We start from the raw sequence: 22,392 nt of genomic DNA, 5'->3' as shown, positions 1-22,392 counted from the left end.
AAGAAATGGGCCTTCTTCGGGGAGTTGTGCACACAGCGAGAACGAAAGCGTACGGACGGTTGTCATCGGAACCGGGTGCGCAGTGCTGTGAGCAGGTACGCGCACAGCAGTGCAAGGAGCGACAACGCCAGCGCACCCCCGACAGGTTGGGCGAGGACCCGCACAGCCGCGACCAGGTACCGCTCCCCTCCGAAGGGCCACCGCAGCAGGAAGACCTCCCGCATCCGCACCGGGAAGTCCGCCGCCATCCGTACGGCCGGACCCTGCATCGCCTTGTGCACGAGGGGCACGACGAGGACGGGCACGGCGAGGACGGCGGCCAGTCCGGCCGTCGCGGACCGGAACACACCGGCCGCCAGCACACCGGCCCAGGCGCAGCCGACGACCAGCCCGAACCAACTCGCGGTCAGCGAAAGCCAGTCCGCGGGAACTTGCGTCAGCTCCCGTCCGTAGACGATGTAGAGCACTTCGGCGTCGCAGCCCACGGTGAGGAAGGCGAGCAGCATCGCGGTGGCTCCGGAGACGAGCAGTTTCGCGGTGAGCAGCCCCAGCCGGCGGGGGACGGTGCCGCGGTCCGCCGCCAGGGCGGGATGGCGGAATTCGTCCCCGAAGGCCAGCGCACCGAGCAGTCCCGCCGCGAGCGCCGCGGGCGGCAGCGGCAGCTCCCGCGGCCACGCCGCGAACAGCCGCGCCTGCGGGGTGTGACCGAGCCGCGCCAGGAGTACGGCGATGAGCGCGGACACCACCAGTACGGCACCGCAGGTGAGGAAACCGGTGCCGATTCCGCCGGCACGCCGGATCTCGTAGCGCAGGGGGCGAAGGGGGCTGCGGGCGGGGCGGACGGAGATGGGGGGCGGGAGGGCGGAGCCGGCGGGGAAGGGGCGGACACCGTCGGGCCGGGCAGCCCGGCCGGTCCGCTGCTGCCGGGCGGCCGGATTCCTGGCTCCAGGCAGGAGGGTACGGGTGCCGGCGACGGTCGCCGGGGGCGTGCGGGTACGTCCGGTCTGCGGTTCGGAGGCCGTGGCGACTCCGCCGAGGCCGGAGTCCGGGATGGCCGCCGGGTCGGTGTACCGGCCGCCGGTGGCCCTGGCGGGCGCATCACCGGCGTCGGCACCGGCCGTGTTCTTCTCGCCGGACGCGGTGACTCCGCCGTGGCCACGGGTACCGGCGGCGGCTGCGCCGGCCGACGGCGCGTCGTGCGCCGTAGCGCCAGAGACGATCAGCGGACGTTCCGCCGCGCCGCCTCGGCCGAGACCGCGGCCGGACGCAGTCCGCTCGCCGCCGGCGGTCCGCCCGCGTTCCCGCGCCGCGAGCCCGGGAGACAATGGGTCTTCGCCGACCGGGGAGAGGCCGCGCACGGCCCGCTCAGGCGCCTGCGCCGAGGAGTCGAGGGCGTGTCCCCGCCGTCCCGAAGGCTGCCCGGCGATGGTCGTGCCGACCGACGAGTGCCCCGGCGCCGCGGTGTCCGGCTCGGGCGCGGATCGGTCGGAGGTTGTCGCGCGGGTCTCGCCCGTTGCCGCATCGGTCGCCGGGGCGCGTGACTCGACCGGCGGCTCCGTGGCGCGCGAGTCCGCCGCGCGGAGGGCAAGCGGCGCGGTCTCCTCGGACACCGGCCTCGCGCGTTCGGGCGCCGTCGGCGACTCGTCCACCGTTTCACCCGGGTTCTCGGGTGAGTCGCCGAGCGCGGCCGAGCCGGGTTCCAGCGCGGAGCCCTCGGCGCGCTCCGGCGCCGGGCAGCCCGGCACGGTACGTCGGCGACGCGCCCACGAAGGGCCCGCCGACGCCTGCTTCGGCTCCTCGTACGGGGCGTCGGGCGCCGCCGGTTCCGATTCCGCGGGGGTGTGGTCCTGCCGGGTCTCCCGGTCCGCCGGTGATGAGTCCGGGACCGCCGGGAGGGGCTCGGTGGAACACACCCCCGCGTCGCTCTCAGTACCGGCTCCTGGCCCCATGTCACCCACCTCGTCTGCCAGTTGGTGGACGAGGATGCCGTGACGGAACGCGATCTCGCCGACGTCGGCGGTCGTGGTGCCGTACACCGACAGGCGGTTGCCGCCCTCGCGTACGACCTCGACGGAGCGGCGAGTGGTGCGCGCGTCTTTGGCGAGCAGGACCGCGAGGCGTACGGCGTGGGGGCTGCGGACGGCCACGCGGGGGCGAAGCCGGTGGCGGGCGAACGCCCTTGCTTCCTGGTCCGCGACGACTCTGCCGGCATCGAGCGTGACGACCCGGTCGGCGGTGCGTGCGGCCTCCTTGGTGTCGGCCGTGGTGAAGAGCACCGTGCCGCCCTGGACGGCGTGGGCCCGCAGCATGCTGTGCAGCCACTGGGCCTCACGGGCGGAGAGGCCGTCGGCGGGTTCGTCGAGGACGAGCGTGTGCGGGTCGGGCAGCAGGGCGCAGGCCAGGCCGAGTCTGCGGTCCATGCCGCGCGACAGCGTGCCGAGGCGTTCCTCGCGGAGGCTGACGAGACCGACCGCTTCGAGGACCTCGTCGGCCCGCCGCGCGGGGACTCCCGACGCCGCGCACAGCATGCGCAGATGGCCGCGGACCGAGCGGGACGGGTGGCCCGGTACGTCGCCGAGGAGTACGCCGACTTCCCGCGACGGATGTGCGATCCGGTGCAGGGGCCGTCCTTTGAAGTAGGTGATGCCGCGCCCGGGTTGGAGCTCAAGCATGAGTTTGAGCGCCGTCGTCTTGCCCGCACCGGCGGCCCCGAGGAGCGCGGTGACTTGCCCGGCGCGCGCTTCGAAGGAGATGTCGTCGACAGCGGGCGGGTGCGCCTTGCGGGGATTGCTGGTCAGTCCGAAGGCCTGGATCACCTGAAGCAAGATAGCGCTACATGTCCGGTTTTCCCGGTATAAGGCGACTTGCGAAAACATGCCGCGTGGTCTAGCCCCGATCTTGTCCGCCGTTCGATGGACTCGGGCCTCAGTACGGGCAGTCGGTACGCCGGTCGCCCAGGCGGGCCCGCCGCCCCCGCCTCACACATCGGGGCGCAGCATCGGCGGGTTGAGCAGGGTGGCGCCGCCCGCTCGGAAGAGCTGGGCCGGCCTGCCGCCCTGGCGTGTGGTCGTACCGCCTGTGGGAACGAGGAAGCCGGGTGTTCCGGTGACCTTGCGGTGGAAGTTGCGCGGGTCGAGGGCCACGCCCCACACCGCCTCGTACACCCGGCGCAGCTCTCCGACGGTGAATTCGGGCGGGCAGAAGGCGGTGGCCAGCGACGAGTACTCGATCTTGGAGCGCGCGCGTTCCACTCCGTCGGCGAGGATCTGCGCGTGGTCGAAGGCGAGTGGCGCCACGGGTTCGCCGTCGCGGCCGTATCCACCCTGCTGGAGCAGTTCCTCGACCGGGGCCCAACGCGCGTTGCTGGCGTCACCGCCGGCGCGCGGTGCGGGCAGGTCGGGCGCGAGCGCGAGATGCGCGACGCTGACCACGCGCATACGCGGGTCCCGCTTGGGGTCGCCGTAGGTGGCGAGCTGCTCCAGGTGGGCTCCGTTGTCCTGAGCCGGGACCGAGGCATCGTGGGCGCACAGCCCGGTCTCCTCGGCCAGCTCGCGCGCCGCCGCCTGGGACAGATCCTCGTCGGCCCGTACGAAGCCGCCGGGCAGCGCCCAGCGCCCCTGGAACGGGGGCTCGCCCCTGCGTACCGCCAGCGCGCACAGGGAATGGCGGCGCACGGTCAGCACGACCAGATCCACGGTGACGGCGAAGGGCGGAAAGGCTGACGGGTCGTAGGGCATGCCGCGATCATAGTCGTCTTCCTGACGATAAACACTCCCTTCGCCGGTCGCACCGGTGGCGATTCCACTTGGCTCCGCAACAGGGCGCGGCACCGGCTCTCCGTCCGTCGATCCAGTGCCGTCCTACGAGGTCACCGCCTGTTCCGCGGGTGTCACGCTCCCAGTTGCAGGCCGTCCGCCGCCTCTTCCACCATGGCCAGTCCCAGTCGGCTGATCCGCACGGCGAAAGGGGCGCCCGCGACGCGCAGGCCGCTGAGTCCGAGTTCGCCGAGCGGGGCGCTGCGAACGGGGCGCAGGGTGACGGTGCGGGCGGGGGCGTCGGGACGGATGCCTGCGAGGACGGTGAGTAGCACGACCACGGACGCCGCGGCGGTGGCCGCCGGACGGCAGGCGGCGGGGTGCGGGAGGGGCGCGGTGCCGGCGGAGCGGTGTTCCCCGGCGAACATCTCGGGCAGCCGGTGACCGAAGTGTTCCGCCGCTTCCAGCAGCCCGTTCAGCAGTCCGGCCGCCTCCTTCTCGTATCCGGCCGCCGCCAGTCCGGCGACCGCGAGTGCCGTCTCCTGGACGCGCACGGCTCCGGTCCGGTGGCCGAACGGATTGTGGCCCGCCTCCTTGGTGCCGAGGCCGCGCAGTCCCCAGCCCGCGTCCATGGCGGGGGTGGCGAGCAGTCGGGCGAGGTGTGCGGTGTGCACCTTGTCGAGCAGGCCCGGGGCGAACATGCCGGCGCCGAGCAGCCCGGTGTCGAGGAGGTGGACGGTGGTGGCGGCCAGGTGGGGCACGGGCCGGCCGTCCGGTGTCAGGGCCATGGCCGGGCGTCCACCACTGCGGTCCTCCACCCAGAAGTCGGCCCGGAAGGCCGACCGCAGGATCTGGGCCCACTGGCGCAATTCCGTGGCGCCCGGTCTGTCGTAGGCGTCGAGAAGGTCGGCACCGAGCAGGGCGGCGCGATGCGCGTGGGCCTGGGTCTCGCAGCGGGCCGGTCCTGCGGGGTGCGGGTCGGAGAGGTAGGTGCCGTCGCGGACGGTGGTCCGCAGCCAGGTCAGGCAGCGCTCGGCCGAGGGGAGCAGTTCCTGTGTCTCCTGTTCGGGCAGCCCCCAGCGGCGGGCCTCGGCGAGCAGGACGGGGAAGAGCAGTGTGGCCTCCGTCGCGGTGCAACTCGGCGGGAGATGCGGGCCGGCGTCGCGTCGGGGGCCGGGGATCATGCCGGCCCGGGGACCCGGACCCGGGAGCTGGGTACGGGCCAGGGTGCGCAGGGTGCCCGCGGCGAGGCGAGTGCCCAGGGGCAGCGTCATGCGGGCGGCGGCGAGCGCCTCGGCCGGAGCCATTCCGCAGCGCCAGGGGGCGCCCGCCGCGAGGTAGGTGTCGGAGGGGTGTACCGGGTCGCGCAGGAGCAGTGCCTGGAGGTCGGCGACGGCCGAGTGCAGCAGTGGGCCCACCCGGGGGTCGTCGCCGGCCGCCCGGGCGGGTGCCACAGGGTTGGTGGCGGCGCGTCCCGCGGCCCTCAGGGGGCCGGCGCCCTCGGGCCGGACCCGCAGTTCCACGGCTGCCGTCCCGCCCGGTGGCAGTTCCAGCTCCCAGCGCAGCAGTCCGGCGGACGCCAGGGCGTCGGCGGGCGGCGGGTCAGCGGTGACGTAGGCGGCGGCGTCGGCCTTGGCCCAGCGCAGACCCGAGTCGCGGACGCTGGCCGGGAGTTCGGGGCCTGCCGCCCCGGCGGCGATGGCGCCGAGTTCCGCCAGGTCGGTGCCGAAGGCGACCTCGACGGGCAGGCGCAGCGGAAGCGGGGCCGCGCTGCGGAGTGTGATCCTTTCGGTTCCGTCGGCGTGGCGTGTCCGTTCGACGACGACATCGGGGTCGGGGCCGGCCGCTGCTGAAGTGCGCAGCGTCCCCACGAAGCGGGCGCTGTCGGCTCCGGTCATCCTGGCCTGCACCGGCAGCGGTTCGCGGCCTGCCACGCGGACCTGGCACCGGGACAGCAGCCGCCTGCCGCCCCGGTAGTACCCGTCCAGTCCCCGGCCTGCCAACTGCCCCGACTCACCGGAGATGGCGAGGCCGGGCAGGGCCACGCACATCAGCGCGGTGTGTGTGGGCGGCAACTCCGGCACCGGGCGGCTCACCGGAGGTGTACGGGGCGGCGCAGCCGCGGCGGGACGACGGGGCCGGGAAGTGACGGCGGACGGGGGGCTGCCCTGGGCGGCCGGGGCGAGGGGACGGACGTCCGCGCAGGAGGTCGGTCGAAAGTCGGCTGCCCTCGGTGAGCGAGGGCCTGCGCCGTCCGTCAGGAACGGCTCGGGCCTGCTTCGGGGCGGACGTTCGCCGGCGGTGGAGGGCGGAGTCGGCTGCTGGTGCATGGGCTGGCTTCTTCTGCGCTCGGTGTGCCTCGGACGTGCTGGGCGGCCGGTGGGTCGCCCCGGGGACAGAGGGTGCGGCGGCTGGACCGTCCAGGCTTTCCGCCACTCAGGTGAACGGCAGGGGACTCGTCCGGGTCACGGCTCTCCCGATGAAGCCGACCGAATGGTGGCGGGACCGGTCGGCGAGGGGAGCCGTCAGGGCACCTGGTGCCGACGCGACCGGTCCGCGGGGGCCGTCAGAGCACCCGGAGCCGATCGGCCTCGATGCCTCGCCAGGAGTGAGCTCCCGGGACACCCGGAGATGCCTCCGCTCAGGCCCGGTGAACGGGTGGCCGTTCCCCTGCGGGCCGGCACCTGTCCGGGCTCACACCGGTCGGCGCTCATCCGTTCTCCTCGGGCTGCGGACGCCCGGTGTCCGAGCGGGCGCCACCGGTGGAGGCGTCGCCTGGACCCGCCGCACGCGTGCGCGTGGTGATCGGGTTGCGGGTGCCGGGCCTGGAGGTCCCGGTGGCGGACGGCCGGGGGCGGGTGTCGGCCGGCCTCCGTCGGCCTCCCTTCGCGCGAGCCGTCTGACGGCCGTCGTCGCCGTCCGCGTCGCGCGCACGGCGCCGTCGTTGCCTGCCCGTCCGGGAGCCGGGCTCGGCGCTCTGGTCGTCCGCCTGGATGCCGGCTGCGGGTGCCGGAGCCGGGGTCTGCGGGGATTCGGTGAGGGCGGTCCGCGGTGCCGGGTCCGTTCGCTCCGTGGTCCCCGGCGCTGTGTGCCGTGCGCTCTCCGTGCGCAGGCAGCGGCGGACCGCCTCGGGGTCGAGTCCCTCGTTGCAGGCCTGGTGCAGCAGGCGGGCGAAGAGGTAGTCGGGATCGGCGGCCAGGGCCATGGCCAGCGCTTCCCGTGCCTCCAGTTCGTCCCCCATGGACCAGGCGACCCAGCCCGCGAGGGTCAGTGGTGCGGCGGCGTGCTCGCCGTAGGGACCGACGCAGCGGCGGGCCAGGGCGCGCCAGAGCCGGAGCGCGGGACCGGCCTCGCCCCCCTCCATCCAGGCGGCGGCCCTGTCGCGGGTCGTACGGTCCTGGAGCCCGAGGATCAGGGTGGCCGCCTCGTCGTCCGCGAGGAGGTTGTCGTCGCGCACGTCCGCCGGATGCGCGCCGGAGACCGGAGCCGCAGTGCCGTAGCGGCGAATGATCCGCTCGGCCAGGTCCAGGGTCTCCTGCGCCACCTCCTGACGGGCCGTCTCGTCCAGGAGGCGGGGCACCAGGCTCATGCCGGCTGTGTCCAGGGCGACCTCCTGTTCCAGCGCCGCGCTGGTCTCCCACGGCTGCAACCGGGCGCGCAGCTCCCGCAGTGTGCCGCGCACCTGGATGCCGGCGTAGGTGGCCGCCGCGGCGAGCACGGACGTGCCGGGAAGGCCCATCGGCGAGCCGTCCTCGGGGCAGCAGCCCTTGACCGGGCAGCAGTACGACCAGAACCGGCCGTCGGAGATGCACAGGGCTTCGATGACCGGCACGTCGAGGTTGCCGCACTCGGTGCGCATCAGCTGTGCCAGCCTCTCCAGCCGCAGTTTGACGTCCCGGCCGGACTCTCCCGGGCCCGGTTCCTGGCAGACGTAGGCCACCATCCGCTCGGGCCGGGCGCCGCGCCGCTCACTGCCGGTGACCAGACCGCGGGCCAGCTGCCGGGCGGCGGCCTCCCAGTCCTCCTCGGTCGCGGGGATGCCGAGCCGGGCCCGGCCGCCGAACCTGCCCCGGCGGCCCGCGTGGTCGTGCAGGGCGACGAGCACCATGCTGTCCTCCGGGCGGTAGCCGAGGAGGTAGGGCAGGGCGTCGGCCAGCTCGGCCGGGGTGCGCAGCGTGACCTGCGTGGCGTGGTCCGCGGATGCCGCCGGTTCCTGCCCCGAGATGTCGTTGCTTTCGAACGGTCCGGTGGTTTCGCTGTGATTCGTCATGCGCCGACGATCTCGCGGATCCCGAGATTCCGGTTGAGCCTGTGGATAACTCGAATCAGGGACACGACAAAGCCTCCCGCGTTGTCCACAGCCTTGGCTCGGGCCCGCCCGTTTGTCGGTGCCGTCCTGTTGTATGGGACGCATGGAGCACACGAGCAACGCGGATCTCCGGGCGCAGGCGGACGCCGTCCTCGCCCGGCTCGTCGGAGATGCCACGGGCGCGGCCCGGCTGCGCGAGGACCAGTGGCGGGCGATCGAGGCACTGGTCGCGGACCGGCGCCGGGCCCTGGTCGTACAGCGCACGGGATGGGGCAAGTCCGCGGTGTACTTCGTGGCGACCTCGCTGCTGCGGGCCAGAGGAAGCGGCCCCACGGTGATCGTCTCGCCGCTGCTCGCGCTCATGCGGAACCAGGTGGACGCCGCCGGCCGGGCCGGTATCCACGCCCGGACCATCAACTCCGCCAACACCGAGGAGTGGGAGGCCGTCCAGGCCGAGATCGCGGCGGGCGACGTCGACGTGTTGCTCGTCTCGCCGGAGCGGCTGAACAACCCGGACTTCCGTGACCAGGTCCTGCCCAAGCTGTCCGCGGCCACCGGTCTGCTCGTCGTGGACGAGGCCCACTGCATCTCCGACTGGGGTCACGACTTCCGTCCCGACTACCGCCGGCTGCGCACCATGCTCGCCGACCTCCCGCCCGGGGTCCCCGTGCTGGCCACCACCGCCACGGCCAACGCGCGAGTGACCGCGGACGTCGCCGAGCAGCTCGGCACGGGGGGCACGTCCGATGCCCTGGTCCTGCGCGGGCCGCTGGACCGGGAGAGTCTGAGCCTCGGCGTGCTGCGGCTCCCGGACGCCGCGCACCGGATGGCCTGGCTCGCCGACCATCTGGACGACCTGCCGGGCTCCGGCATCATCTACACGCTCACCGTGGCCGCCGCCGAGGAGGTCACCGCCTTCCTGCGGCAGCGCGGGCACGCCGTCGCCCCGTACACGGGCAAGACGGAGAACGCCGAACGGCAGCAGGCCGAGGACGACCTCCTCGCCAACCGCGTCAAGGCCCTGGTCGCCACCTCCGCGCTCGGCATGGGCTTCGACAAGCCGGATCTCGGTTTCGTGGTCCATCTCGGCTCGCCCTCCTCCCCCATCGCCTACTACCAGCAGGTCGGCAGGGCCGGCCGTGGTGTCGACCACGCGGAGGTACTGCTGCTGCCGGGCAGGGAGGACGAGGCGATCTGGCAGTACTTCGCGTCGCTGGCCTTCCCCGCCGAGGATCTGGTCCGGCGCACCCTGGACGTCCTGGCCCGGGCGGACGGCCCCCTGTCGCTGCCCGCGCTGGAACCGCTGGTCGAGCTGCGGCGCTCACGCCTGGAGACCATGCTGAAGGTCCTCGACGTGGACGGAGCGGTGCGTCGCGTCAAGGGCGGCTGGATCGCGACCGGACAGCCGTGGTCCTACGACGCCGACCGCTACGCGTGGGTGGCCCGGCAGCGCGCGGCCGAACAGCAGGCGATGCGCGAGTACGCGACCACCGCCGAGTGCCGGATGGAGTTCCTCCAGCGCCAACTGGACGACGAGGGCGCCAAACCCTGTGGCCGCTGCGACAACTGCGCCGGACCGCGCTTCACCTCCGGTCTGTCCCCGGCGGCCCTCGACGCCGCGCGGAGCGACCTGGGTCGCGCCGGAGTGGAAGTGGAGCCCCGCCGCATGTGGCCGACCGGCCTGCCGGCCATCGGCATCGACCTCAAGGGACGCATCCCGGCCGGAGACCAGGCCTCGCCCGGGCGGGCGCTGGGACGCCTGTCCGACATCGGCTGGGGCAACCGCCTGCGTCCGCTGCTCGCGCCCCAGACGCCGGATGCCGCGGTCCCCGACGACGTGGCACGAGCTGTGGTGGACGTCCTGGCCGACTGGGCCCGAGGTCCCGGCGGCTGGGCCTCCGGTGCGTCCGACGCCCCGCCCCGGCCCGTGGGCGTCGTCACCGTGGCCTCGCGCAGCCGGCCCCGGCTGATCCACTCCCTGGGCACCCGGATCGCCGAAGTCGGCAGACTGCCCCTGCTCGGCTCGGTGGAGTACGCCGGGGACGCTCCCCGCACGCCACGCAGCAACAGCGCGCAGCGACTGAAGGCCCTCGACGGCGCGTTGACGGTGCCGCCCGACCTGGCGTCGGCACTCGCCGCGGCGAACGGTCCGGTGCTGCTGGTCGACGACTTCACGGAGACGGGTTGGACGCTCGCGGTCGCGGCGCGCCTGCTCCGGAAGTCCGGGGCGCGCGGAGTGCTGCCGCTGGTCCTCGCGGTGCAGGGGTGACAGAGGTGCCGCCGACCACTTCTCGCCGTGCAGAGGTGACCGACATGCCCCGGACCGCGTCTCACCGTCCGGGGTCAAGCGACGTGTCGCCATTACGTCTCGCCGTCCACGGGGAAGCGAAGTGTCGCCACCGCTTCTCGCCGTCCGGCGAGACCCGCCTGCCGCCGTCCGCTCTCGCCTCCCACGGACTGAGCGACGTGTGGCCGCAGAACTCCACGGCTCAGGGAGGACCTCACTGCTCAGGGAGGACCGCGCGGCTACTCACGGTGGCCCGGCAGACGGCGGCCGGGCACCTCAGGCGTCGTCAGCCGAACCTTTGGGTAGGGATATAAGCCACGCACCACCAGATAACAGTCGGCGGTGCCAATTGCTCGTTGCCGCAGCCAAGTTCGACAGGAAGAATTGAGGTCCGCTCCCCGCACGGCTCGTCCGTGATCCGGTTGGGCTCCGCTGCGGTGCGCGCTCCCCCGAATCCGACCTCGCCCGCAGTGTGGGCGCGTAGCCGAAGGGAGGAACGTGACCTTCGGATTCGCCTCGTCCTCGGCGGCCTCGTTGTCGATGTCCACGTCCGCCGCTTCCGCCAGTCGCCTGCTGGAGCCGGCCGAGTGGGCCGCTGCCGGAATCCCTCTGCTGCGCAACCCCCGTGAGGTCGTCAGCGGGCTGCATGCCCGCCATCACCCGGAGCCGCTCACGGCGATCGTGGCGGTTCTCGACCCGGACGAGCGGCTGCGGGCCAGCGCCTCGTTCACACGCCGTCCGGCTGCCGCCGACGGCTGGATGTTCCGCAACGCGCTGCTGGCCCAGCTGCGCCGGGTGATTCCGCACGACCTCCGTCGCCGCACTCCCGTGCGCACGGCCGTCCTGCTCTACTGCCGCGAAGGTGACGCGCGTTGGACCGAGGAGGACGGCGCCTGGATGTGGGGACTGCGCGATGCCTGCACGCTGCACGGGCTGCGCTGCGGGGCGTACATCACGCTGACGCATGACGGCTGGCAGGTGCTCGGCGAGGGGCGCGGCGGACGCCGGCCCAACGCGCACTCGGCTCCCGAGCCTTTCGCCACGGCGGAGGCTCCGCCGCTCATACCGCGCACCGGTGGCCCGGTCTCAGAGGTGCTGCGCCGGGCTGCGGCTCGCTGAAGTTCACCGAGCAGCGCTGCGTCGGCGGTACGACGGTTCATGCCGCCGACCTGGCTGTACGAACGCCACGAACACCCCGAACGCTGCGACAGCCGGGGTGCCCGATCGCCGCGACCGACCGGGCTCGGCTGCACAAGCACCACAACAGCCGGGCAGCGCAAACGGAACGGCCGGCCGGGCTGCCCAAAGCACGTGGCCGACCGGTAGCCGGCGCCCGGTGTGCGATGCCCGAGCCGGGCCCTCGGCTGTCGCGAGCGGTGCCGAGAACACACGTGGGCTCAGGCGTCGGTCCGGGGGTACGAGATCGGCTCCGGCCGGATCAACTCCGGTAGCAGCCCCGGCGCGGTCGCCTCGGCCAGGGCCACGGCACGGCCATGGCCACACAGGGAGAACGCTCCCGCCGGCCCGGCATGCGCCCGCGCTGTCGCGACCCGGTCAAGCGTGCCGGCCCTCCGTGTCCCGCTCTCAAGCGGTCCCCCGGAGAGCCGCCCCGCCAGCGGTGCTGCCGCGGCCCGCACGCGGGCATGCCAAAAGCCGCACCGTGCGGACTCCGCCGGAGCGGCCACCTCGGCACCCCGGTGACCCGGGGTGCCGGACACGGCTCAGACGCCGGCACCCAGCACCGAGTTGATCTGCTGCGGGTCGCCGCAGACGATCAGCAGGGCACCGGCCCGGGAGTGGGCCAGCGGAAGGGCGGTGGCAGCGATGGAGGCGGGTCCTCCGTTGACGGCCACGACGACCACCGGGCGGGACGCGGCGCGGGAGGCGACGGCGGCATCCGCGTAGAAGACGTCGTCACCGGCGTCGTGCTGCGCCCAGTAGGACGTCTCGCCGAAGGACAACTCGTGCTCGGCCCACGGGTGCTGGGCACCAGTGGTGATCACGAGCACGTCGCCGGGGGCGCGGCCCGAGTCCAGGAGCAGGTCCACGGCCTCCTCGGCGGCGTCGAGCGCCCCCTCGGCCGAAGCCGGGATCAGCTGGATCTGTGGGCTCGCCGCGGTGGCGGCGGGAGCGGCCGGGCCAGGCTTGGCCGGAGCCACGTCACGCGGCGTGCGCTGCACCGGCGGCGTGGGCCGCAGAGGGCCGGGACGACCGGGGCGGGACGGAGCCGCGGGACGGGGGCCGGGTACGGGGCGTGGGGTCGGCGCGGTACGGCCGCTGGCCGGAGTGGCGCGGGGACCCTGGGCACTCTCGTGAATCTGAGGCTCCTCGGGAATGAGAGGCATGAGCTGATATTTATCAAACGTTGGTGCGGCGCGGATGGCCGGGTGGCACATCAGTGCGAGCGGAACCGTCAGAAATCGAGAACGAGCTGACCCTCGATTTCCGGAACGCTTCCGTCCGCCCAGCTGCGGACCTTCTTGAGGTGCCGCCACTGAGGCAACGCATCAAGATACGCCCACGACAATCGGTGGTGCGGGGTGGGCCCCCACTCCTCCAGTGCGGCCTTGTGCACGGGCGACGGATACCCGGCGTTGTCCGCGAATCCGAAGTCTGCATGGTCGATACCCAGTTCGGCCATCATTTTGTCGCGCTGGACCTTGGCGATCACCGACGCCGCCGCGACGGCCACACACGATCGATCGCCTTTGATCACCGTGCGTACCTGCCAGGGGTCGCCGAGGTAGTCGTGCTTCCCGTCGAGGATCACGGCGTCGGGGCGGACCGGCAGCGTGTCCAGAGCGCGGACCGCGGCGAGCCGCAGCGCGGCCGTCATCCCCAGGTCGTCGATCTCCTCCGGAGAAGCATGCCCCAGTGCGTAGGCCGTCACCCATGACTGAAGGATCAGAGCGAGTTCCGTACGGCGCTTGACCGTCAGCAGCTTGGAGTCGGTCAGCCCCTCGGGCGGGCGGCGGAGTCCGGTGATCGCCGCGCAGACGGTGACGGGCCCGGCCCAGGCGCCGCGCCCCACCTCGTCGACACCGGCAATGACCTTCGCTCCGGTCGTGGCGCGCAGGGAGCGCTCGACGGTGTGAGTAGGTGGTTCGTACGGCATGGCGCCCTTAGCGTACGCCGCCGGGATCGCCTCGCGACACCCCGGTCGTCCGGTCGGCACCGGGAGTGCCGACGCGGCGGGTCAGGTCTCGTAGGGCCGCAGCAGCGGAAGCATCAACTGGTCGATCATCTCTTCGAGATCCCGATCGCTCCATTCGCTCGCGCACATCTTTGATCGGTACATCATCATGGCCGGGACGGCATCGAAGACGTATCCGTTGGCCGCGTCCGGCCGGACCTCCCCTCGCTCTATGCCACGAGTGATGACCTCCCGGAGCAGTGTGACGGTCGGCTCCACCACGGTCCCGAAGATCACCCCCTCGAAGCGCCCCGCTTGCACATGATCACACTCGTGAATTACTGAACGCAGCGCGACTCCGGGCCGCGAGTACATGATCCGCCGCACCTGCCGGCACAGGGTGAGCAGGTCCTCGCGCACGCTCCCGAGGTCCGGGGCCTTCTCGACCCGGGGCAGTCCGGACACCAGGGCGTCGGCGACCAGATCCTCCTTGGAGGGCCAGCGACGGTAGACCGCGGCCTTGCCGGTCTGGGCGCCGGCCGCGACGCCTTCCATGGTCAGCCCCTTCCAGCCGACCGTACTGAGCTGCTCCAGAGCGGCGTCCAGGATCGCGCGTTCCAGCACCGCACCGCGCCGACGAGGGGAAGCCGTCCGGTCAGGGGCGGCCGTCCAGCGCGAGGTAACCATCAGTGTTTCTCCAGCATGCAAGGGAAGCGGGGGTTCCGGGGGAAGTGGCGCCGCGCCGCAGCAACAGGGGGACGCGGAACGTGGCGCACGATTCAGTGAACGCTTGCGTTCACTGTTGGGGACTCACTACCGTGGACGCGAAAGTGAACGCGAGCGTTCACTATAGCCTGTATGGGGGACCCACAGTGACGACCTCTCAGCTGCTCAAGGACGATCAGAAACCGGGCGTGGCCCGCCGGGAGGGGCATCCCGGCATCGCACTCACCGTCATCGCGGCTTGCCAACTCATGGTGGTACTCGACGCGACGATTGTGAATATCGCGCTCCCGCACATTCAAGAGGCCCTCAGGTTCAGCACCACCGACCTGACGTGGGTGGTCAGCTCCTACACGCTCACCTTCGGTGGTCTGCTGCTGCTCGGTGCGCGGGCCGGTGACATTCTCGGCCGCCGCCGGGTGTTCATGGCCGGCATCCTGCTGTTCACCTTCGCGTCGCTGCTGGGCGGTCTGGCCCAGGAACCCTGGCAGCTGCTCGCCGCGCGGGCTCTTCAGGGCGTGGGTGGCGCGATCGCATCGCCCACGTCGCTGGCGCTGATCACCACGACGTTCCCCGAAGGTCCCGAACGGAACCGGGCCTTCGGGGTCTTCGCCGCCGTCTCGGCGGGCGGCGGCGCCATCGGCCTGCTCGCGGGCGGCATGCTCACCGACTGGCTCGACTGGCGGTGGGTGCTGTTCGTCAACGTGCCCATCGGTGTGCTGATCGCCTCGCTCGCACCGCTCTACATCAACGAGTCCGAGCGGCATCCGGGACGCTTCGACCTCACCGGCGCGCTGACCTCCACGGTCGGCATGGCGTCGCTGGTGTACGGGTTCATACGCGCCGCGGAGGACGGTTGGCGGGACGGCCTCACCCTGGGCTCCTTCGGCGCGGCCGTGGTCCTCCTGTTCGCCTTCGTCTTCACCGAGATGCGGGCGAAGGAGCCGATCACCCCGCTCAGGATGTTCGCCGACCGGAACCGCTGGGGCACGTACGTGATCATGCTGTGCCTGGCCGCGGCGATGTTCGGCATGTTCTTCTACATCGTGCTGTTCGTGCAGAACGTGCTCGGCTACAGCGCCATCAAGGCCGGTCTCGCCTTCCTTCCCGTGACCGCCGCGATCGCGGTGGGGGCGGGCCTGTCCCAGCGCCTCCTGCCGGTACTGGGCCCCAAGCCGTTCATGATGGGCGGTTCCGCGCTGGTGGTCATCGGGCTGGTCTGGCAGACCTTCATCCGGCCCGACAGCACCTACGTGGGCGGGGTGCTGGGCCCCATGCTGGTGTTCGGCTTCGGCATGGGCCTGAACTTCGTGACGGCCACCGTCACCGCCGTGTCGGGCGTCGCCCCGCACGAGGCGGGAGCGGCTTCCGGGCTCCTCAACGCGATGCAGCAGGTCGGCGGTTCGCTCGGGCTGTCCATCCTGACGACCGTCTTCGGATCGGCCAGCACGGACGAGGCGAAGAAGCAGCTGCCGAAGTTCCTCGCCGACGCCTCGCCGGAGCAGAAGGCGCAGTTCGCCAAGACGCACCAGCTGCCCGCGCCCTGGGGCCACGACGTGCTCGCCCACGGCATCTCCACGGCCTTCATACCGGCCGCGGCGATGGCCGCGCTCGCCTTCCTCACCGCGTGGCTGGTGCTCAGGGTCCGCAAGGGCGACCTCGACTCCCTCGCGGGCACGGCGGGACCGCACCTCGGCTGATCCAGGCCCGGCCGCGCGATGCCGCGGCCGACCGGATCGTCGCCTGGGGACCGACGGCGCACGCGAAGATCCGGTCGGCCGCACCACGGCCACCAGCGCCCTGGACAAGGCGAGGAACAGGAAGAACAGAGCCGGAACCAGCTTCGGCACAGGCGCCGGCAGGGCGAAGGCCATCTCCCACCCCTCCGTCCCTCCTCGTCACGGTCACGGCTCCGCCCGCCCACCCGACCACGAACGAGGTGGACGGCGGATACCGGAAGAACGGGCGGCGGTCACGCAGAGTTCCCGAGGGGCACGGAGAGTCTCTGATCGTCGACGTGAAGCCGGTGAAGGCCGCCAGGCGGAAGGCATCGGACGGAAGCCGTCAGCTCCCCGTGGGCACCCAGTCCGGCAGTGCCTCGGTGTGCCGCACCCACTCGGCGGGCGGCGCCCCTGTGTCGGCCGCGGCCAGCACGCCTCCCACGATCGCGCAGGTCGTGTCGACGTCGCCACCGACCTGGGCGGTGGTCCAGAACGCCGATGTGTAGTCACCGAGGCAACGCGCGGCGGACCAGAGGGCGAAGGGAACGGTGTCATGGGCCGTCGTACGGCGTCCGCAGCCCAGGACGGCGGCGACGGTGGCGGCGTCGGCGTAGTCGAGCATGTCGCGGGCGCGGCGCAGGCCCTGGCCGACCGCGCTCTTCGGGACGAGCGCGACGACGCCGTCGAGCAGTGCCTCCGGGGCGGGCGGACCGTCGGGCGAGCCCACCATGGCTGCCGCCGCGGCCACGGCCATGGCCCCGACCACGGCCTCCCGGTGCTGGTGCGTGGTGTAGGCCGAGATCTCCGCCTGATGGGTCGCCTGCTCGGGGTCGTCCGCGTACCAGGCGCCCAGAGGCGCGATCCGCATCGCCGCGCCGTTGCCCCAGGACCCCTGGCCGTTGAAGAGCCCGGCGGCCAGCCGGCGCCAGTCCTCGCCTTCCCGGACGAGGCGCAGCAGCCGGTTGACGGCAGGGCCGTAGCCCCGGTCGAAGTCGTGGTGCTCGGCGAAGGAGCGGGCGAGCGCGTCCTGGTCGATGCGGTGATGGGTGGCGAGAACGGCGACCACGGAGCAGGCCATCTCGGTGTCGTCCGTCCACTGCCAGGGGCCTGCGGGCGGCTCGCGGCGCTTCAGCAGGGGGTGGTTCGCGGGAACGAAGAACTGGGAGCCCAGCGCGTCCCCCACGGCCAGTCCGCGCAGGCTCGCCAGGGCGCGTTCCAGGCGTACGAGGGAAGAGGAGTCAGCGGTCATCGCCCTGCCACTCTATCCGTTCGCCCAGTACGGCATCGGTTCCCGCCAGCGCTCGAAGGGCCGGTCGAGTGTGTATTTGCCGTCCTCTCCCAGGACGAGCATCCGGATCTCGGCGTTCCCGGGGTTGGACAGCGACTCGAATTCGGCGACCGTCCAGTGGAACCAGCGCATGCAGAACAGCCGCATCGCCAGCCCGTGGGTCACCAGAAGGACGTTCGGCGGGTGGTCGGGGGCCTCGAAGCTGCGGAACAAGCTCTCCAGGAAGCCGCCGACCCGGTCGTACACGTCGGCGCCGGACTCGCCCTGCGGGAACCGGAAGAAGAAGTGGCCGTACGCGTCGCGGTAGGCCTTCTGCAAGCGCACGTCGTCGCGGTCCTGCCAGTTGCCCCAGTCCTGCTCGCGCAGTCTGGGCTCCTCCCGGACGCGTATGAGATCGGGGTCGAGGTGGAGGGCGCGGAGCGTCTCGTGGGTGCGGCGGTAGGGGGAGACGTACACGCTCACGCGTTCCCGGCCGAAGACCTCGCGGAGCCGCTTGCCCGTCTCCTCGGCCTGCCGCCAGCCGCGCTCGGTCAGCGCGAGAGCGTGGTCGGGCTCGCGCTCGTACACGGAGTCGTCGGCGTTGCCCGTGGACTCGCCGTGCCGGACAAGGACGATGCGCCGTGGTCGTGCCATGCCGAAACCCTAGTTCGAACCACGGAGAGTCGAGCACTCATGGGGCCTTGTACGGCGTAGGTCACATGCCTGTCGTGTCCGGGGCCGCTTCCGCACGAGCCGTACCGAGGCGGTTTCAGGCGGTGCGCCGGTTCGTCGGACCACTACGTCAGACCGTCCACGACGGCTCCAGGTCCACGATGTCACCGGAGAGCGCCGCGATGTCCGCCTCGGTCTGGGCACGCAGGGCGAGGCGCTCCACACGCTCCGTGCGGTACTTTCCGTGCTCGGCCGCCGACCGCCACATCGACAGGATCAGGAACTCCTGCTCCGGGGCCTCCGCGAACATGCCGCGGATCATGCCGGGCGAGCCCGCCATCGCGGGATTCCAGACCTTCTCCTGCATGAGCGTGAAGTGCTCCACACGCTCCTCATGGATCCGGCACAGGGCCACGCGGATCAGATCGGCGTCGGTGAACCGCGGCTCGAATCCCGTCTTCACGTCGAAGCGGTACTCGAACAACTTGACCTGGGCGTCCTTGAACGTGCCGGACTGGGCGGCGGCCAGGCGGTCGTGGGAACGGGCCATGAAGGAGTCGTAGAAGGCACGGCTCTCCCAGAAGGTGAAGATGTGCGCCACCCCCGCCCGCTGCCGGCTCCAGCCCCCGCCCTGTCCCCGAAAACCCGGCTCCCCCGGAAGCCCCGCCCATTTTCGCTGTCCCCGCTCGAACCCCCGGCGGTCCACCACGGTGCAGCGAATCCACTTGACCAGCACGGCGCCATCGTAAGGCCACCGGGCGTGGCGCCGGTCACGCTCCGGCGGAGATCGCCCGCGCGCACGCCCCCGCGCGCGTGGGACGATGGGCGGCAAGGGACCCCGACCGACGGGAAGTTGGGGTCGAGCGAGCCACAGGGGGAAGGGAAGGCCTGGTGACCGGCTTCAGCAAGGGAATCCGCAAGGTCGAGGTCGCGCTCAAGTGGGACCCCAGTCCGGCGGGTCGGCCGCCGACGGATCTCGACATCGTCGCCGCGACGTTCCTGTCGGGCGACCCGTACGGGGATCCGGCCTATCTGGTGCACTTCGACAGCCGCTCGCCGGACGGCACGATCCTCCTCAACCGGGACAGCACGGACGGCAAGGGCTTCGGCTGGGACGAGGTGATGACGCTCGAACTGGACCGCCTCAGCGACCGCTACGCGCGCGTGGTGGTGGGTGTCGTCATCCAACAGCGGCCCGGGCACAGGACGTTCGCCCACGTGCTGAATCCCGCCGTACGCATCCGTGAGGGGTACACCGTGCTCGCCGAGGACGGCTTCGCGTCGGTCCTCGGGTCGACGGCCGCCACGATCGCCGAGTTCGTCCGGGACGACTCGGACGAGTGGACGTTCCGTCCCGGCGTGCGTGGCTTCGACGAGGACCCGGCCACCTTCACCCGGGTGATGGGCAGGGCCCACCCGTCCTGAGCGTCCCGGGACCCGTACGGGTAAGGGGCGCCGGCCCTGGCCGGCGCCCCTTACTTCAGGAACGGCGTGTCATCAGCTGCAACCGCTGGTCGAGCCGCAGCCCTCGCAGATGTAGCAGGAACCGGCCCGCTGCATCTTCGTACCGCAGGAGAAGCACAGCGGGGCGTCCGCCTGGATGCCCAGCTGCATCTCCACCAGCTCCGCGCTGGTGTGCGCCTGCCGCGGCGCGGGCTTGGCCGCCTCGGCCTTCGGCGCGGCGACCGCCTTCAGCTCCTGGGCACGGGGGGCGGACTGGGCCAGGCCCTCGACGTCGACCTCGTCCTCGGCCGGCTCGTAGGAGCCGGTCTCCAGGTGCCGCTGACGCTCCTCGGCGGAGTGGATGCCGAGCGCGGAGCGGGTCTCGAACGGCAGGAAGTCCAGCGCCAGACGGCGGAAGATGTAGTCGACGATCGACTGCGCCATCCGGACGTCCGGGTCGTCCGTCATGCCGGCCGGCTCGAAGCGCATGTTGGTGAACTTCGAGACGTACGTCTCCAGCGGCACGCCGTACTGAAGACCGACCGAGACGGCGATGGAGAACGCGTCCATCATGCCCGCGAGGGTGGAGCCCTGCTTGGACATCTTCAGGAAGACCTCGCCGAGACCGTCGTCGGGGTAGGAGTTGGCCGTCATGTAGCCCTCGGCGCCGCCGACGGTGAAGGACGTGGTGATGCCGGGACGCCCCTTCGGGAGGCGCTTGCGGACCGGGCGGTACTCGACCACCTTCTCGACCGCGGCCCGAATCGTCTCCTCGGCCTTCTCGGTGACCTCGGCCTTCTCCTTCTCCTTGGTCTTCGCGGAGAGCGGCTGGCCGACCTTGCAGTTGTCGCGGTAGATCGCGAGCGCCTTGACGCCCAGCTTCCATGCCTCGAAGTAGATCTCCTCGACCTCCTCGACGGTCGCCGTCTCCGGCATGTTGACCGTCTTGGAGATGGCGCCGGAGATCCACGGCTGGATCGCCGCCATCATGCGGACGTGACCCATCGGGGAGATGGCACGCTCGCCCATGGCGCAGTCGAACACCTCGTAGTGCTCGTGCTTGAGGCCGGGGGCGTCGATCACGTTGCCGTGCTCGGCGATGTGGGCGACGATCGCCTCGATCTGCTCCTCCTGGTAGCCCAGGCGGCGCAGGGCCTGCGGGACGGTGCCGTTGACGATCTGCATCGAGCCGCCGCCGACCAGCTTCTTGAACTTCACCAGCGCCAGGTCGGGCTCGACACCGGTGGTGTCGCAGGACATCGCGAGGCCGATCGTGCCGGTCGGCGCGAGGACGGACGCCTGGGAGTTACGGAAACCGTTCTTCTCACCGAGACGCAGGACGTCCTGCCAGGCCTCCGTGGCGGCGGCCCACACCGGGGTGTCCAGGTCGTCCATGCGGACGGCGATGCCGTTGGCGTCGGCGTGCTGCTTCATGACGCGGTTGTGGGCGTCGGCGTTGCGGGCGTAGCCGTCGTAGGTGCCGACGACCGCGGCCAGCTCGGCGGAGCGGCGGTAGGCCGTACCCGTCATCAGGGAGGTGATGGCGCCGGCCAGGGCGCGGCCGCCGTCGGAGTCGTAGGCGTGGCCGGTGGCCATCAGCAGGGCGCCGAGGTTGGCGTAGCCGATGCCGAGCTGGCGGAACGCGCGCGTGTTCTCGCCGATCTTCTGGGTCGGGAAGTCCGCGAAGCAGATCGAGATGTCCATCGCGGTGATGACCAGCTCGACGACCTTCTGGAAGCGCTCGGTCTCGAAGGACTGGCTGCCCTTGCCGTCGTCCTTCAGGAACTTCATCAGGTTCAGCGAGGCCAGGTTGCAGGACGTGTTGTCCAGGTGCATGTACTCGCTGCACGGGTTCGACGCGGTGATCCGGCCGGACTCGGGGCAGGTGTGCCAGTTGTTGATGGTGTCGTCGTACTGGATGCCCGGGTCGGCGCAGGCCCAGGCGGCCTCGGCGATCTTGCGGAACAGGGCCTTGGCCTCGACCTCTTCGATGACCTCACCGGTCATGCGGGCACGCAGGCCGAACTTGCCGCCGTTCTCGACCGCCGTCATGAACTCGTCGTTCACGCGGACCGAGTTGTTGGCGTTCTGGTACTGGACGGACGTGATGTCGTCGCCGCCCAGGTCCATGTCGAAGCCCGCGTCGCGCAGGACGCGGATCTTCTCCTCTTCCTTGACCTTGGTCTCGATGAAGTCCTCGATGTCGGGGTGGTCGACGTCGAGCACGACCATCTTGGCGGCGCGGCGGGTGGCGCCACCGGACTTGATGGTGCCGGCGGAGGCGTCGGCGCCGCGCATGAAGGAGACCGGGCCGGAGGCATTGCCGCCGGAGGAGAGCAGCTCCTTGGAGGAGCGGATGCGGGAGAGGTTCAGGCCGGCACCGGAGCCGCCCTTGAAGATCATGCCCTCTTCCTTGTACCAGTCGAGGATCGACTCCATGGAGTCGTCGACGGACAGGATGAAGCAGGCGGAGACCTGCTGGGGCTGCGGGGTGCCGACGTTGAACCAGACGGGGCTGTTGAAGCTGAAGATCTGGTGCAGGAGGGCGTACGCCAGCTCGTGCTCGAAGATCTCGGCGTCGGCGGGCGAGGCGAAGTACTTGTAGTCCTCACCGGCCTTCCGGTACGTCTTCACGATGCGGTCGATCAGCTGCCTGAGGCTGGTCTCGCGCTGCGGGGTGCCGACGGCGCCCCGGAAGTACTTGCTGGTGACGATGTTGACCGCGTTCACCGACCAGAAGTCGGGGAACTCGACGCCACGCTGCTCGAAGTTGACCGAGCCGTCGCGCCAGTTGGTCATGACGACGTCACGGCGCTCCCACGACACCTCGTCGTACGGGTGCACTCCGGGGGTGGTGTGGATGCGCTCGATCCGCAGTCCCTTGGTGGCCTTGGCGCCCTTTGCTCGGGAACCTCGTGCCGGACCGCTCGCCGTCTCTGTCATGCCGCCTCCCTGTACGGGCAAAAACGCCCTGAAGTGCCCATTTGTTCCTATGGGCACGTGTTTCTGTAGTGCGTTGCGGGCACCCTCAGCTGCCACCCGCAACAGGTCTTCGTTCGCCGCCTCCCGGCCGGAACCCGGT

General features: G+C 71.7%; 15 protein-coding genes. 4 read left to right on the top strand and 11 right to left on the bottom strand.

What is annotated here, in order from left to right; genetic code table 11:
- Nucleotides 1–62: 62 nt before the first annotated feature.
- From IE294_RS00415 to IE294_RS00400, 4 genes are all read right to left on the bottom strand, one after another.
- Nucleotides 63–2,816: an ABC transporter ATP-binding protein gene (locus tag IE294_RS00415; protein WP_373315768.1), complete on the bottom strand. Its 2,754-nt coding sequence runs from the start codon at nucleotides 2,814–2,816 to the stop codon at nucleotides 63–65.
- Nucleotides 2,817–2,978: 162 nt separating this feature from the next.
- The gene (locus IE294_RS00410; RefSeq protein WP_189881189.1) at nucleotides 2,979–3,737 is read right to left on the bottom strand and encodes an NUDIX hydrolase; all 759 of its coding nucleotides are present in this window, start codon (nucleotides 3,735–3,737) and stop codon (nucleotides 2,979–2,981) included.
- Between the two features lie 152 nt (nucleotides 3,738–3,889).
- Nucleotides 3,890–5,806 (bottom strand): glycogen debranching N-terminal domain-containing protein, encoded by a 1,917-nt coding sequence (locus IE294_RS00405; protein WP_189881781.1) that lies wholly within the window; start codon nucleotides 5,804–5,806, stop codon nucleotides 3,890–3,892.
- Nucleotides 5,807–6,465: 659 nt separating this feature from the next.
- Nucleotides 6,466–8,025 (bottom strand): DUF4192 domain-containing protein, encoded by a 1,560-nt coding sequence (locus tag IE294_RS00400; RefSeq protein WP_189881188.1) that lies wholly within the window; start codon nucleotides 8,023–8,025, stop codon nucleotides 6,466–6,468.
- A 142-nt stretch (nucleotides 8,026–8,167) separates the two neighbouring features.
- Here IE294_RS00400 and IE294_RS00395 point away from each other — a divergent pair, with 142 nt between their 5' ends.
- Entirely contained in the window at nucleotides 8,168–10,333 is a 2,166-nt protein-coding gene (locus IE294_RS00395; protein WP_189881187.1) for a RecQ family ATP-dependent DNA helicase, read from the top strand.
- 516 nt (nucleotides 10,334–10,849) lie between these two features.
- Nucleotides 10,850–11,470 (top strand): hypothetical protein, encoded by a 621-nt coding sequence (locus tag IE294_RS00390; protein WP_189881186.1) that lies wholly within the window; start codon nucleotides 10,850–10,852, stop codon nucleotides 11,468–11,470.
- A 602-nt stretch (nucleotides 11,471–12,072) separates the two neighbouring features.
- Here IE294_RS00390 and IE294_RS00385 read toward each other — a convergent pair.
- From IE294_RS00385 to IE294_RS00375, 3 genes are all read right to left on the bottom strand, one after another.
- The gene (locus IE294_RS00385) at nucleotides 12,073–12,696 is read right to left on the bottom strand and encodes a hypothetical protein (protein ID WP_189881185.1); all 624 of its coding nucleotides are present in this window, start codon (nucleotides 12,694–12,696) and stop codon (nucleotides 12,073–12,075) included.
- A 68-nt stretch (nucleotides 12,697–12,764) separates the two neighbouring features.
- Nucleotides 12,765–13,466, bottom strand: coding sequence for a ribonuclease HII (gene rnhB / locus IE294_RS00380; RefSeq protein ID WP_189881184.1), 702 nt, complete (start codon nucleotides 13,464–13,466; stop codon nucleotides 12,765–12,767).
- A gap of 81 nt (nucleotides 13,467–13,547) precedes the next feature.
- On the bottom strand, nucleotides 13,548–14,171 hold the full coding sequence (locus IE294_RS00375) for a TetR/AcrR family transcriptional regulator (protein ID WP_189881183.1): 624 nt from the start codon (nucleotides 14,169–14,171) through the stop codon (nucleotides 13,548–13,550).
- A gap of 185 nt (nucleotides 14,172–14,356) precedes the next feature.
- On the opposite strand from IE294_RS00375, the gene IE294_RS00370 reads away from it, so the two are divergent.
- The gene (locus IE294_RS00370) at nucleotides 14,357–15,907 is read left to right on the top strand and encodes an MFS transporter (protein WP_189881182.1); all 1,551 of its coding nucleotides are present in this window, start codon (nucleotides 14,357–14,359) and stop codon (nucleotides 15,905–15,907) included.
- Between the two features lie 364 nt (nucleotides 15,908–16,271).
- Here IE294_RS00370 and IE294_RS00365 read toward each other — a convergent pair whose 3' ends face one another.
- The 3 genes from IE294_RS00365 to IE294_RS00355 all read right to left on the bottom strand — a co-directional run bounded on the left by IE294_RS00365 (nucleotide 16,272) and on the right by IE294_RS00355 (nucleotide 18,603).
- The gene (locus tag IE294_RS00365) at nucleotides 16,272–17,177 is read right to left on the bottom strand and encodes an ADP-ribosylglycohydrolase family protein (RefSeq protein WP_189881181.1); all 906 of its coding nucleotides are present in this window, start codon (nucleotides 17,175–17,177) and stop codon (nucleotides 16,272–16,274) included.
- 12 nt (nucleotides 17,178–17,189) lie between these two features.
- On the bottom strand, nucleotides 17,190–17,849 hold the full coding sequence (locus IE294_RS00360) for a histidine phosphatase family protein (RefSeq protein WP_189881180.1): 660 nt from the start codon (nucleotides 17,847–17,849) through the stop codon (nucleotides 17,190–17,192).
- A gap of 148 nt (nucleotides 17,850–17,997) precedes the next feature.
- Nucleotides 17,998–18,603 (bottom strand): YdbC family protein, encoded by a 606-nt coding sequence (locus IE294_RS00355; RefSeq protein ID WP_189814103.1) that lies wholly within the window; start codon nucleotides 18,601–18,603, stop codon nucleotides 17,998–18,000.
- Between the two features lie 155 nt (nucleotides 18,604–18,758).
- On the opposite strand from IE294_RS00355, the gene IE294_RS00350 reads away from it, so the two are divergent.
- A complete protein-coding gene (locus IE294_RS00350) occupies nucleotides 18,759–19,292 on the top strand; it encodes a TerD family protein (RefSeq protein WP_189881179.1) in 534 nt (177 codons plus the stop codon).
- Nucleotides 19,293–19,364: 72 nt separating this feature from the next.
- Here the strand turns inward: IE294_RS00350 and IE294_RS00345 are convergent, their stop codons facing one another.
- Nucleotides 19,365–22,253 (bottom strand): vitamin B12-dependent ribonucleotide reductase, encoded by a 2,889-nt coding sequence (locus IE294_RS00345; protein WP_189881178.1) that lies wholly within the window; start codon nucleotides 22,251–22,253, stop codon nucleotides 19,365–19,367.
- Nucleotides 22,254–22,392: the final 139 nt, after the last annotated feature.

This window comes from Streptomyces canarius (genome assembly GCF_014650735.1).
In the GTDB taxonomy this organism is placed as follows: domain Bacteria; phylum Actinomycetota; class Actinomycetes; order Streptomycetales; family Streptomycetaceae; genus Streptomyces; species Streptomyces olivaceoviridis.
This window is presented reverse-complemented; position numbering and strand designations above follow the sequence as displayed.